Origin of the sequence: Bradyrhizobium elkanii WSM2783 (genome assembly GCF_000472865.1) — a bacterium.
Taxonomy (GTDB): Bacteria; Pseudomonadota; Alphaproteobacteria; order Rhizobiales; family Xanthobacteraceae; genus Bradyrhizobium; species Bradyrhizobium elkanii_A.
Window position 1 is genome coordinate 1 of sequence record NZ_AXAP01000001.1, and the last position, 12,899, is coordinate 12,899.

General features: G+C 64.4%; 13 protein-coding genes. 5 read left to right on the forward strand and 8 right to left on the reverse strand.

Going from position 1 to position 12,899, the window contains the following annotated elements; all coding sequences use genetic code 11:
* From YY7_RS59985 to YY7_RS0100045, 8 genes are all read right to left on the reverse strand, one after another.
* Positions 1-178 (reverse strand): DUF4372 domain-containing protein (locus YY7_RS59985; protein ID WP_155254967.1); only part of this gene is annotated, 178 nt, incomplete at its 3' end.
* 137 nt (positions 179-315) lie between these two features.
* Positions 316-882 (reverse strand): nuclear transport factor 2 family protein, encoded by a 567-nt coding sequence (locus YY7_RS0100015; RefSeq protein ID WP_028161443.1) that lies wholly within the window; start codon positions 880-882, stop codon positions 316-318.
* Positions 879-1,397 (reverse strand): flavin reductase, encoded by a 519-nt coding sequence (locus tag YY7_RS0100020; protein WP_028161444.1) that lies wholly within the window; start codon positions 1,395-1,397, stop codon positions 879-881. The genes YY7_RS0100015 and YY7_RS0100020 overlap by 4 nt, the downstream gene beginning before the upstream one ends.
* A gap of 13 nt (positions 1,398-1,410) precedes the next feature.
* Complete coding sequence (locus YY7_RS0100025) at positions 1,411-2,373, reverse strand: PDR/VanB family oxidoreductase (RefSeq protein ID WP_210164672.1); 963 nt, start codon at positions 2,371-2,373, stop codon at positions 1,411-1,413.
* Positions 2,374-2,548: 175 nt separating this feature from the next.
* Positions 2,549-3,307: an SDR family NAD(P)-dependent oxidoreductase gene (locus YY7_RS0100030; RefSeq protein ID WP_028161446.1), complete on the reverse strand. Its 759-nt coding sequence runs from the start codon at positions 3,305-3,307 to the stop codon at positions 2,549-2,551.
* The gene (locus YY7_RS0100035; RefSeq protein WP_028161447.1) at positions 3,304-3,786 is read right to left on the reverse strand and encodes an aromatic-ring-hydroxylating dioxygenase subunit beta; all 483 of its coding nucleotides are present in this window, start codon (positions 3,784-3,786) and stop codon (positions 3,304-3,306) included. The genes YY7_RS0100030 and YY7_RS0100035 overlap by 4 nt, the downstream gene beginning before the upstream one ends.
* A 13-nt stretch (positions 3,787-3,799) precedes the next feature.
* Entirely contained in the window at positions 3,800-5,065 is a 1,266-nt protein-coding gene (locus tag YY7_RS0100040) for an aromatic ring-hydroxylating oxygenase subunit alpha (RefSeq protein WP_051396391.1), read from the reverse strand.
* 48 nt (positions 5,066-5,113) lie between these two features.
* A complete protein-coding gene (locus YY7_RS0100045; protein WP_051396392.1) occupies positions 5,114-6,292 on the reverse strand; it encodes an acyl-CoA dehydrogenase family protein in 1,179 nt (392 codons plus the stop codon).
* 295 nt (positions 6,293-6,587) lie between these two features.
* Here YY7_RS0100045 and YY7_RS50040 point away from each other — a divergent pair, with 295 nt between their 5' ends.
* The 5 genes from YY7_RS50040 (at position 6,588) to YY7_RS0100070 (ending at position 12,897) form a co-directional block, all read left to right on the forward strand.
* A complete protein-coding gene (locus tag YY7_RS50040; protein WP_196237189.1) occupies positions 6,588-7,052 on the forward strand; it encodes a MarR family winged helix-turn-helix transcriptional regulator in 465 nt (154 codons plus the stop codon).
* Between the two features lie 215 nt (positions 7,053-7,267).
* Complete coding sequence (locus tag YY7_RS0100055; RefSeq protein ID WP_245287128.1) at positions 7,268-8,410, forward strand: ABC transporter substrate-binding protein; 1,143 nt, start codon at positions 7,268-7,270, stop codon at positions 8,408-8,410.
* A gap of 88 nt (positions 8,411-8,498) precedes the next feature.
* Complete coding sequence (locus tag YY7_RS64725) at positions 8,499-11,360, forward strand: ABC transporter permease subunit (RefSeq protein ID WP_028161451.1); 2,862 nt, start codon at positions 8,499-8,501, stop codon at positions 11,358-11,360.
* Positions 11,357-12,109 (forward strand): ABC transporter ATP-binding protein, encoded by a 753-nt coding sequence (locus YY7_RS0100065; RefSeq protein WP_028161452.1) that lies wholly within the window; start codon positions 11,357-11,359, stop codon positions 12,107-12,109. Before YY7_RS64725 ends, YY7_RS0100065 begins: the two co-directional genes overlap by 4 nt.
* A 38-nt stretch (positions 12,110-12,147) precedes the next feature.
* A complete protein-coding gene (locus YY7_RS0100070; RefSeq protein ID WP_028161453.1) occupies positions 12,148-12,897 on the forward strand; it encodes a class II aldolase/adducin family protein in 750 nt (249 codons plus the stop codon).
* Positions 12,898-12,899: the final 2 nt, after the last annotated feature.

The window sequence follows — 12,899 nt, forward strand, 5'->3', positions numbered from 1 at the left end:
CCACCCCGCGCAGACTGTCGTGACCGCTCAGTTGCGCATAGATCAGCGCCACCAGGTGATCCCAGCTCTTGAAGGACTTGTCGTAGCCATCCCCGTCCAGACCATCCACAACTGTCTGAAACCGCCGTCGACTGATCGGTTCAAGGAGCTTCCCAAAAATGCTACCGCGAAATCGCATGCTCGGCCTTCTGTGTCTCGACAACCAGAAAAGACCGGTTTGCCTCGGTTTTGCCGAGCATGCACTGCGACATAGCGATTCATTCCCCGGACAGCCCTGCGGTGTTATGGAGAGGGGCTCGAAACGAACTCCTGATCTTATACCCGCATCAGCACGGAACGTTCGGGAATGCTCTCGGCCCAACCGGGGCTTAGCGGCGCCACGAAGACGTTCTCGGTGCGCGTGCGCGATACTTTCCAGACGCCGTCGACCTTGCGGAACCTGTTGTTGAGCCGGCTCGAGCGCAACAGCGATGAGCCGTCGCTGAAGATCCAGGGCTGGCAGTGCACCCACTGGCCGTCGGCCTGGTCGCCCTGCACGTGGATCTGTTCGGACGTCAGATAGTGCACGTTGAGCACCAGCGCAGGATCGCGCTTGGCGCCCCAAAAACCCTCGAAATGCTTGCGGATCGCGGCCTTGCCGACGCTGCGGCCGAACTGGTTGTCGTAGTAGCTGCCGACGCCTTCCCAGATCGCATCCTCGGTGTAGAGGTCCATGATGCGGTTGATGCGCTCGGCATCATCGTCGACGCCGGTCTCGGGGCAGGGCGTGTCGCACAGGAACATGTAGCGCGCCTGCAAGCGGCGAATGTCGGCTTCCGCGCGCAACGCATCGATCTCTTTTTCGAGCGCGTCGAGCCGTGCCGAAAGGTCTTCGAGGTTCATTGGAGACGATCTCCTTTGCTCAGGCGGGTCTGCAGATGATGGTAGGTGCGGTTGAAATAGATCAGCGCTTCGGGATCCGGCGCCATGGCAAGGTCAACCACTTCGCAGAAGAACACGCTGTGGGTGCCGATCTCCTCAGTGCGTACGATGCGGCAGTCGAGGTTGACAGACGCGTCGGTCAGCACGGGCGCGCCGGTCGTGAGCACGCGCCATGAGCCCGCGGCAAAGCGCGCGGCCACGCCGAGCCCATGAGTGCCGAAAGCACTGGAGAGGTCGCGATGCCGACCGCTCAGCACGTTGACGCACAGCACGCCGTTGCTGGCGAGGCTAGCATGCGCGCTTGCCGTGCGGTTGACGCAGACCAAGAGCGTCGGTGGCGCATCGGTGACGCTGCAGACGGCAGAGGCCGTCAGCCCGTGGCGACCGGCAGGTCCGTCGGTCGTGATCACGTTGACGGCCGCGCCGAGCCGGCTCATCGCGTCGCGGTAATCGCCTTTGCCGATGGTGGTTGTCATGGAGGGTCTCCGGCTAGAGATCGAGCACAAGCGTCGGCGTCTTCGCGCGCGAGCAGCATGGCAGGATCTGGTCGTTCGCCGCCTTCTCCTCGTCGGTAAGATAATGGTCGCGGTGATCGGGAATGCCCTCGATCACCGTGCATAGGCAGGTGCCGCAAATGCCCTGCTCGCAGGATACCTCGATCTTGACGCCGGCGTCCGCCAGCGCCTGCACGATGGTGACACCCGCCGGCACCGTCACGGTCCGTCCCGATTGTGCTAGTGCCACCTCGAAGCCGTCGCCCGCAATGTCCACTTCGGCTTCGAAATATTCACGATGGATCTGCGTCTCGGTATAACCCAGTCGGCGTGCCTCGCCGATCACCCATTCCATGAAGCCGACCGGGCCGCAGATATAGAGATGCGTGCCGGGCGCGGGCTTCGGCAGGTCCCGCGCCGGGTCGAAGCGCTGCGCCGGGTCATCGTCGTCGAAATGCAGATGGGTCGCGTCGCGCAGCGGTTCCTTCTCGAGCTCCTCAAGGAATGCCGCCTTGCTGCGTGAGCGCGCACAGTAGTGCAGGGTGAATGCCTTGCCGTTGCCGACGCAGTGATGGGCCATGGCGAGCAGGGGCGTGATGCCGATGCCGCCGCCGATCAGCAGGGTCTGACGCGCTTCCGGCGCCAGCGGGAAGTGATTGCGCGGCAGCCCGATCCGGAGCCTGTCCCCGGTGTGCACGGAACGATGCACTGCCGCGGAGCCGCCGCGGGAACCGTCGGCGAGCAGAATCCCGAGCTGATAGCGCGAGCGGTCCGACGGATTGCTGCACAGCGAATATTGCCTGATGAGACCATCGCCAAGATGGACATCGACATGCGCGCCCGGCTCGAAATCCGGAAGCGTCGTGCCCGCCTCCGCCACCAGATCGAGCACGATGATCCCATCCGCCGGCTCGCTGCGCCGCGCGACGAGAACTTCCACGGTTGCCTCGCTCACCATGGCGCGCCCTCGCTGCCTTTCACCTCTCCCGCTTGCGGAGGATGTCGGCACGCGGCGCCGGGCGGGGGCTCTCTCCGCTCAAAGAGTGTCAATCGCGGAGGCGCCCTTACCCCGACCCTCGCCCGCAAGCAGGAGAGGGAGTGCAGCTCGCTTGCGGATGCGACTTGATCCAATTTCATCGCAAATACAGTCCGCCGTTGACGTCCCATGTCGCGCCATTCGCAAAGGCCGCCGCGGGCGCCGCCAGTTGCAGCACGAGCTGTCCGATGAAAACGGGATCGCCGATCTCGCCGCCGGGGATCGTCGCCTTCAAGCCTGCGAGCCGTTCCGGCGTCAGTGTGCGATGGACCATCGGCGTATCCATCGGCCCCGGCGCGATCGCGTTCACCGTCACGCCGGAAGGGCCGAGATCGCGCGCGAACACTTTTGTCAGCGTGACGATGCCGCCCTTGGAGGCTGCATAATGCGCGCCGGTCGCGGTGCCGCCGTTCTGGCCGGCGAGCGAAGCCATGTTGATGATGCGGCCGTGGCCGCGGTCACGGAAATAAGCGCCGAACACCTGGCAGCCCAGGAATGTGCCGCGCAGGTTGACCGCGATCACCGCGTCGAACTCGTCCGGCGAGATCTCCATCACCGGCCGCGCCACGGTCACCGCTGCATTGTTGACCAGCGCATGCACGGTTCCCCAGCGCTCGACCGCGGCATCAAGTGTCGCCGCGAACTGCGCCTTCTCGCGCACGTCCAATCGCCGCGCGATCGCACTTGCGCCGGAAGCATCGAGCGCGGTGGCGACACGCTGCGCGGCCGTCTCGTCGATGTCGGCGACCATGACGCGATAGCCGCCGCCATGCAGCGCCTTCGCGATCGCCTCACCGAGGCCGTTGCCGGCGCCGGTGACGACCGCAATGCGGCTCTGTTCGGTAGCACCACTCATAGGATGTACCCGATGCCGGTGAGAGCTTCCGTCGAGTTGATCAGCCGCACCACCTTCTGCGCGATCTTCAGCTTCTCGTCATCGCGCACCAGGCGGAATTCGACATCGGCGGTGTAATTGCGCTCGCGGCCGCGGCGGAATTCGGTGAGGATCTGGGCGCAGCGCAGGTCGCAACCGTCAGCATCGGACTTCAGAAGCCGGAAGCGCGACTGGATGCGGATGGTGCGCGGGACCGGGGAGGCGGAGATCGAGAGGCCGCTGCGCAATCGCGATACGCGCTTCTCGCGCATCGTGTGGTCGTCATAGGCGTAGTTCAGCGAATTCTCGAAATCGGTCGCGCCGGGCTCGATCGGTACAACGTAGTGTGCATCCGCGGTCCACAGCGTCAGCCATTCATCATATTGCGCGCTGTCGAGCAGGTCGGCCTCATACCAGGTGAAGGCCATCGCCTCGTCGAGCGTGATCGGTTGGGTCGTCATCAATTTCTCCTGATCACACAGCCATCATCCGCGCCCATTGCGCGTAGGCGGCGCGCATGCCGGTCTCGGCCGAGACGTCGCTGCGGCGATGGCCCTCCGCCGTCGCGCTCTCAGTGGCGAGGCCGCGGTTGAGCATCACCCAGAGATCATGATCGCCTTGGGCACCGTGTTGCACGCGGTCCCAGACTTCGGCGTCGTCGGGGCTGCCGAAGCCCATCGGGCCCTGGAAGAATTCGTGCAGCCGCATGCGGGCGCGGTTGCCGGCTGCAGGACCGCCCTTCATGCCGATCGCGATGTGGCGGATCTCGGTTTCCTCGACCGAGATCGGCTGCAGCACGCGGAAGAACGCCATCGAGCAGGCGACGTTGGGGAACAGGTTCAGATTGAAGCCGGAGCCGCCGACCGCGCGCACGATCCGCCGCACCTCGATGTCACCGTGATCCTTGGCGAGCTCGGCTGCGAGGTCTTTGAATTTCTCCGGAATCGGCGCATCGAGGTTGTCCTCGAGGTCGATCAGTTCGGGGATCATCACCATCACGCTGTGGCCGTTGCCGAGATCTTCGACGAAGCCGCCCTTGTTCAGCATGTCGAGGCTGGCCTGCGTCTCCTTGTCGGTCGCGGTCAGGAACGACTTGTGCACCAACGGGAAGTGATACGCGTCGGTGGTGTTCTCGAGCTGGATCTTCCAGTTGCCGGGGAAACGGAACTTGTGCTCGCCGAGTGTGGTGACGGGATAGCCGGCACCCTGTTTCATGAACAGGTCGATCCACTTCTTCGCCGGCCCCAGGAAATCGACGAGCGGCCCGATGTCCTTGCGGAAGGTCGCGAAGATCATGCCGTGATACTCCTCGACCCGAAGCGAGCGCAGCGGGAACTGGCTCTTGTCGAGCGAGCCCTCGTAGCCCTTCTCGTAGGGCACGCCGCGCAAGCTGCCGTCGAGCGCGTAGCTCCAGCCATGATAGGGACAGACGAAACTGTTGGTCCTGCCCTTGCTCACCTCGCAGACGGTCGCGGCGCGATGGCGGCACCGATTGACGTGGACATGCACGGCGCCCTTGCGATCGCGCACGATGATGACGGGATGCGGGCCGACCTGTCCGGTCTTGAAGTCGCCGGGGTTCGGGATCTCGCTCGCATGCGCGACCCAGACCCAGGTGTTTTCAAAGATTTTGCGCATCTCGGCGGAGAAGATCTCCGGATCGGTGTAGAGCGTGGTCTTGGCGCGGTCGGGCTGGATCAGTGGACGAATGTCGGGATCGGCTTGCGCGGTCAGGGTCATCGGAGAGAGTCCTTGTTGCGGCGGGTCACGGGCAATGGCGGCTGTGCGTTATGGGAAACCGGGCTGCGCCGGCAGGCCGAGCAGGATTCGGCCGGCGCTTTGCATCGTGCCTTCGCTGAGGAAGGCGTGCTGGGCGACCACGAGGCTGTCGCACATCGCGCGCGCGAGATTGTGCGTCGTGTAGATCGAGGTAGTGCCGGCGAGGCCGCAGGCGATGCGCGCCACCTCTGCACCGCAGCGCGCGGCGTTGGTGGCCGCAAGCCGCATCAGCGTCATCGTCTTTTGCGTCGGCGCGCCTGCGAGCACTTCGCTCCACAGCGCGTCGGTTGCGTCATAGAAGAAGCTGCGCGCCGAGCGCAGCATCGCCTCGGCTCGTGCAACTTCGAGCTGGACATAGCCGCGATCGGCCATCACGGGCGCGCCGGTGATCGAGGCGCGGCTGCCGGCCATCGCGATCACGTCGTCCAGCGCCGAACGCGCCACGCCGATGCCGACGATCGCCAGCACCTGCGCTGCGAAACAAAGCGAGGGATAGCGGTAGATCGGCGCATCGAGGCTTGCCGGACCACCGCGGATCAGGGTCCATTCTTCCGGCACCACCACGTCCTTGACGATGATGTCGTGGCTGCCGGTGCCTTCCAGGCCGATCACGTCCCAGTTGGGACGGATCGTCACCTTCTCCGCCGGCATCACGGCGACGCGCGGCAGGCCGCCGGTGGAGTCATTCTCCACCATGATGCCGGCGCCGATCAGTTCCGCGCCGCTGGCGCCGCTGCAGAATTTCCAGACGCCGTTGAGCACGAAGCCATCCGCGCTGCGCCTGGCCGGCTGCAGCGGGAACAGGCCACCGGCGAACACCACGTCCGGCCCTTTGGCGTAGACCTTGCGCAACGTCGGCTCCGGCAGGGCGGCGAGATAGCAGGCGGCGCTGCCGAAGCTTGCGACCCAGCCCGCCGATCCGTCAGCCTCCGAGATCGTCTCGATCAGGCGGCAGAACTCCGCCGGCGTCCGCTCCTCGCCGCCGAAGCGCTTCGCCACCATCGCGCGATAGACTCCGAGCCGCTTGAAGCCCTCGATGATGTCGGCTGGAATCTTTTGCGCTGCAACGAATTCGGATCGCCGTGCGCGGATGTCGGCGAGCAGCGCCGACAGGCTGTCATGCCGGCTGTCCGGCGCAGGAGCGGTGGAGCCGCTGTCGCGGGCGACTGTCTTCAGCGGAGGGGTCATCTGTCTTCTCTCCGTTTATTGGCCGGGCGAAGTCACCCCGGCGCAAGTTGATGAAAGCAGAATTACTGGAATATTCCAGCGAAAAATCTAGCATCTCTGCACAAAGATCGCCCATTGTGCGCCGCGTAAAGCGGCGTTCGGCCGTATGCGTCGCCATACGAATGACTGGCGCATGGCGCGGTTCAATCATCAAAGCTCTCGCATTCGACGATTCTTTATCTTAATGGAGTGGTGTCGGCGCCGGTCACGTGCCGGCGAACGGCATTGACCCGGGAAGGACATGCGGAAGAGCGACTTGGACAAGATCAAGCTCCACGTAAAGAGCGAGGATAGCCGCTTCGTCGTCAGCCGCTCGCCATTCTACCAGACAGTTCGCATGCTTGCGCGCTATTATGCGCGCATGAACACGGTCCTGAAACCAATCGGCATCGACGTCGCGCGCTGGCGGGTATTGAGCCTCTTGGTCGAGCGGGAACCGATCACGGTGTCCGAGATCGCCGAGGAATGCGTGGTCCACATTTCGACCATGGCCAAGACCATCACGCGGATGGCCGGCGAGGGGCTGGTCACGGTGCGCACCTCCAGCGCTGACGCGCGCTCCACCGAGGTCTTGATCACGGCGGAAGGCCGCGCGCTGATCGATCGCACGCGCGAGAAGGTCAATTACGTGTTCAAGGAAGCGCTGCGCGGCCTGTCCAAGACCGAGATCCAGTTGCTCAATTCGCTGTCGGCGCGGATCTTCGAGAACCTTTCGCCGTAACTTACGGGCGTCGCAGCGGCAGTCACTATTGACTGCGAAACATGCAGGATGCCGCGATAAGGGGCGGCTTTCGCCGAAGTTAATTGCTTGACTATTCCAGTGAAGTCGCGAGTAATTTGCTTGTTACTTGGATAGCGCCGATCGCGCAGCCGCAGATGATGCGACGCGGACTGCGGCCGCGACATTCGCGAAAGAACCAGCAAGAGGGGATCGTCATGCTCAGATTGATCGTCACGGCAGCCTTGCTGGCTGCGACCGCCAGTGCCCCGGCCAACGCCCAAGTCAAGATCGGCGTGATCGCTTCCTCGACCGGCCCGATCTCCGTGGTCGGCATCCAGCAGAAGAACACCGCGGCGCTGCTGCCGAAGCAGATCGGCGATCTCGCCGTCGAATACATCTACATGGACGACAACAGCGATCCGACGCAGTCGACCAAGAACGTGCAGAAGATGCTGATCGAGGACAAGGTCGACGCCATCATCGGTCCCTCCGGCTCACCGAACGCGGTGGCCGTGCTGCCGTTCATCGCGGATTCCAAGACGCCGATGCTGGCGCCGGTTGGCACCACCGCGGTGGTGCTTCCGATGGACGACAAGAAGCGCTGGGTGTTCAAGACCACGCAGAACGACAATATTGTGATGGACGCGATCGTCGCTCACATGAAGAAGAATGGCGTCAGCACTGTCGCCTTCATCGGCACCAGCGATCCGCTCGGCGACAATTTCGCTGCGTCCTTCAAGGCGGCCGCAGCACCGGCCGGCCTCAAGATCCTGCAGGAGGAGCGCTTCGCGCGCACCGACACGTCAGTGACCGGCCAGATCCTCAAGATCGGCGCCGCTTCCCCCGATGCCGTGCTGATCGGCACCGCCGGCGCTTCCACCGTGCTGCCGGAAGTGACGCTGGTCGACCAGGGTTTCAAGGGGAAGATTTATCAGACCCACGGCGCGGCGACGCCGGAATTCCTGAAGGTCGGCGGCAAAAAGGTCGAGGGCACCTTCCTCGCCGCAAGCCCGATGCTGGTGATCTCGGAGATCGGCGACGACGTGCCGTCGCAGAAGGTCGCGCGCGCCTATATCGACGCCTACAAGAAGCTCTACAATGTCGAGCCCGGCACCTTCGGCGCCAACATCTATGACGCCGGTCTCCTGCTCGAGCGGACCATCCCGCTCGCGACGAAGCAGGCCAAGCCTGGCACGCCGGAGTTCCGCGCGGCGCTGCGCGACTCGCTTGAAGGCGTGAAAGAGCTGGTCGGTGCGCAGGGCGTCTACAACATGACGCCGCAGGACCACAGCGGCTTCGATGGCCGCAGCATCGTCATGGTCGCAGTGAAGAACGGCAACTGGTCGCTGGTGAAGTGAGAGCTCGTCTGCCGCCGCGCGGTTGGGGCGAAGCCCGGCGCGCGCGGACGGTAGGCAGGCGCATGCCGCGGCATCCGGAGCAAACCTCGTGAACGCGTTCGTCGCGCTCTATCTCGCGCAGGACGGCATCGCGAACGGGCTCGTCTATGGCCTGCTCGCAATGTCGATTGTGCTGCTGTTCAGCGTCACCCGCATCATCTTCATCCCGCAAGGCGAGTTCGTCTCCTTCAGCGCGCTGACCTTCACGATGCTGCAGGATGGCCGGACGCCCGGCACGATCGGCTTTTTGCTCGCGCTACTCGTCCTCCACCTCGCGGTCGATCTCCTCAGCGGCTACCGCGGCACGCGCTTGGTGCCGTTGTTGCGCGCCTCGCTCAGCCGGGTGGCGATCCCGCTGATCGTTGTCATCCTCGCCTTCATCGGATCGAAATACGAGCTGCCGCTGCTGGCGCGCGCGGTGATCGCGATCGCAGTCGTCAGCGGGATCGGGCCGTTGCTTTATCGCCTCGTCTATCAGCCGATCGCCGGCGCTTCCGTACTGGTCTTGATGATCGTCTCGGTCGCGCTGCACTTCGTGATGGTCGGCTTCGGCCTGTATATGTTCGGGCCGAGCGGCCAGCGTTCGGCGCCGCTGGTCGATGGCGCAGTCAGGATCATGAACGTGCCGGTCGGCGGCCAGACCTTCCTGATCCTGGCCGTCACGCTGCTGACCATCGCAGCGCTGTATTACGCCTCGCAGCGCACGCTCTACGGCAAGGCAATGCTCGCGGTCGCCATCAACCGCTCCGGCGCGCGGCTGATGGGCATCTCGACCGAACTCGCCGGCCGCATTTCCTTTCTGGTTGCGGCCGCGATCGGCGCGGTCTGCGGCGTCCTGATCGCGCCGACAACGACTATTCTCTATGATACCGGCTTCCTACTCGGCCTGAAGGGCTTTGTTGCTGCCATTCTCGGCGGTCTCGTCAGTTTCCCGCTGTCCGCCGTCGGCGCCATCCTGATTGGCTCGCTTGAGAGCTACTCCGCCTTCGCCGCGAGCACCTATAAGGAAGTCATCGTCTTCAGCCTGGTGATCCCGATCCTCCTGTTCCGCTCGCTGCGGATGACGCGGCACGAGAAGGAAGAGGCCGCTGAGGATGCGCACACCAAGACCTTCGACGACTTCGATCCGCGCGAGTTGCGGCGCAAGCAGCAGATCAAGAAGTTGATCGAAATCGGCTTCGTCCTCGCCGCCATCGCCGCGCCTTTCCTGCTGTCCGACTATGACATCGCGCTGCTCGACTATGTCGGGCTGGCCGCGATCGTCGGCCTCGGGCTGGTGCTGCTCACGGGCGTCGCCGGCCTGACCTCGTTCTCGCAGGCCGCCTATGTCGGCGTCGGCGCCTATGTCACGGGCTATCTCACCTCGGTGCACGGCGTCTCGCCCTGGCTGACATTATTCGCCGTGCTCATCGTCGCCTTCCTGCTGGCGCTGTTGAATTCGCTGGTGACGGTCCGGCTCTCAGGTCACTATCTGCCGCTTGCGACGCTCGCGATCGCGATCATCGCCTATTATCTGTTCGGCAGCCTGCCCGGCCTCGGCGGACAGGCGGGGATGACCGATATCCCCGCAATCTCGATCGCTGGCTACCAGGTGCGCGACCCCAAATCCTTCTATGTCGGCATCTGGGGCGCGCTGCTGCTGTCGATGCTCGGGCTACGCAACCTTCTGGATTCGCGCCCCGGTCGCGCGATCCGCTCGCTGCGCTACAGCACGATCATGGCCGAGAGCGTCGGTGTCGATACGCATAGTTTCAAGATCGCGAGCTTCGTGATCGCCTGCCTGACGGCGGCGCTGGCCGGCTGGCTCTACGCGCATTTCCAGCGCTTCCTCAATCCGTCGCCGTTCTCGTTCGGCCAGGGCATCGAGTATCTGTTCATGGTGGTGATCGGCGGCGCGGCCAGCATCGCCGGCGCGGTGACGGGTGCGGCCATCGTGGTCCTGAGCAATCAATGGCTGCAGTCGCATCTGCCATCGCTGATCGGGATCGAGGGTGATTTCGAGATCGTGGTATTCGGCGTCGCGGCGGTGGCGATGCTGCAGTTCCTGCCCGAAGGCATCTGGCCGGCCTTGATGCGGCTATTGCGTCTCGATGTTCCCGCCGCGCGCGTCGCGGTCGAAGCAAAGCCGCTGCCGGAACGCGAGAAGCCGCCGCGCGGCCGGGCCATCCTCTCGGTCTGCAACGTCCACAAGCTGTTCGGCGCGGTGGCGGCCAACCGCGACATCAGCCTCGATGTCTCCGCTGGCGAGATCCTCGCTTTGATCGGTCCGAACGGCGCCGGCAAGAGCACCTTGTTCGACGTCATCAGCGGCGTGCAGCCGCCAACGTCGGGCTCGGTCAACTTCCTTGGCAATGAGAGCCGCTATTCGACCCGCGCGCTCTCGCTCGGCGGTATGGGCCGCACCTTCCAGCACGTCCGCATCATCCCCGACATGACGGTCCTCGAGAACGTCGCGCTCGGTGCGCACGCGCGCAGCACGTCGGGCCTCCTCGCCGCAAGCCTCCGGCTCGACCGCGCCGAAGAGGCGCGGCTGATCGCTGAGGCGCAGCGGCAGCTTGCGCGCGTCGGGCTTGGCGCGCTCGCCGATCGCAGCGCCGGCAGCCTCGCGCTCGGGCAGCAGCGCGTGCTCGAGATTGCCCGCGCGCTCTGCACCGATCCGTGCCTGCTGCTGCTCGATGAACCTGCCGCGGGCCTCCGTCACCTCGAAAAGAAGGCGCTGGCGGAGCTCCTGCTGCAGCTCAAGGCAGAAGGCGTGGCGATTATGATCGTCGAGCACGATATGGATTTCGTGATGAATCTCGCCGACCGCGTCGTCGTGATGCAGTTCGGCGAGAAGCTCGCCGAGGGATTGCCGAAGGAGATCCAGGCCAATCCAAAGGTGATCGACGCCTATCTCGGGGGCGCGGAATGAACCTCGTACCCGACAGGGACGTCCTGCTTGCGGCTGACGACATCAATATCGGCTACGGCCGGGTGGAAGTCGTTCGCAACGTCAGCCTTTCCATCCGCCGCGGCCAGATCGTCTCCATCATCGGACCGAACGGCGCCGGCAAGACCACGCTGTTGAGCGGGCTGATGGGGCAGCTTCCGGTGCGTGGCCGGCTCAGCTTCTTCGGCGAGACCGCAACCGAGCAGCCGAGCGTCGAGGCGCTGGTGGAGCGCGGCATGACGCTGATCCCGGAGACACGCGAATTGTTCGGCGCGATGAGCGTCGAGGACAATCTCCTGCTCGGCGCCTTCATGCGCTATCGCCGCGGCGACAAGACCTATCTCGGAACATTGGCGGAGGTCTACGCATTGCTGCCGCGCCTCAAGGAGCGCCGCATGCAGCTTGCCAGCACATTGTCCGGCGGCGAGCGGCAGATGCTGGCGATGGGGCGTGCAATGATGTCGAAGCCGCAGCTTCTGATGCTGGACGAGCCGAGCCTCGGGCTTGCGCCGCTGATCACGCGCGACATCCTGAAGTCGGTCGCCGAGCTGCGCGACCGCGGCGTGTCGTGCCTGCTGGTGGAGCAGAACGCGCGTGCGGCGCTGCGCATCGCCGACTACGCCTATGTGATGGAATCCGGCGCGATCGTTCTCGAGGGGCCGGCTGCCGAAGTCGCAAGGAACGCCAGCGTGATCAACGCCTATCTCGGCGTGCGGTCCGCGGCTTCGTGATTGGAAGTGTGAGGTTCGAAACAGAGAGGGCGCTAGTCATGCAGGCTGTTGAAACGCTGGAACTGTCGCAGGAGAACGAGCTCAGGTCCGAGCTCGCATTATGCTATCGGCTGGTCGACTTCTTCGGCTGGACCGAGATGATCTTCAATCATATCTCGGTGCGGCTGCCAGGCGGGCGCAGCTATCTCGTCAATCCGTTCGGTCTCAACTACAACGAGGTCACCCCGGACAATCTGCTCACCGTCGACGTCTCCGGCCATCTCATCGGCACGTCCAACTACAAGCCGAACCCGGCGGGCTTTGCGTTGCACGGCGCGATCCATTCGGCGCGGCCGGACATGCATTGCGTGATCCACGCCCACACCACGCCGATGTCCGCGGTCGCGCAGAAGGAAGTCGGCCTCAGTCACGACAATTTTTACGGTGCGCAGCTCGCCGGCCGTGTCGGCTATCACGCCTTTGAGGGCATCACGCTGTTCGACGACGAGCGCGAGCGGATGCTCAAGAGCTTGGGCGATGGCGACGTCCTGATCCTGCGCAATCACGGCGTGGCCGTCGGCGCGCCGGATATTCCACGCGCCTTCATGCTGCTCTGGACCGTGCAGCGCGCCTGCGAGATCCAGTGCCAGGCCGGCATGATCCCGGACTCCGACACGACCCTGTCGCAGGCCGTGCGGGACCAGTGCGTCACCAATTCGAAGAAGCTGATCGAGCAGGCCGAATTCGCCCGCCTGTTCTTCGACGCCGCCGTCCGCCGCATGATCGCGGCAGGCGGCAAGCCGTTTTGAGA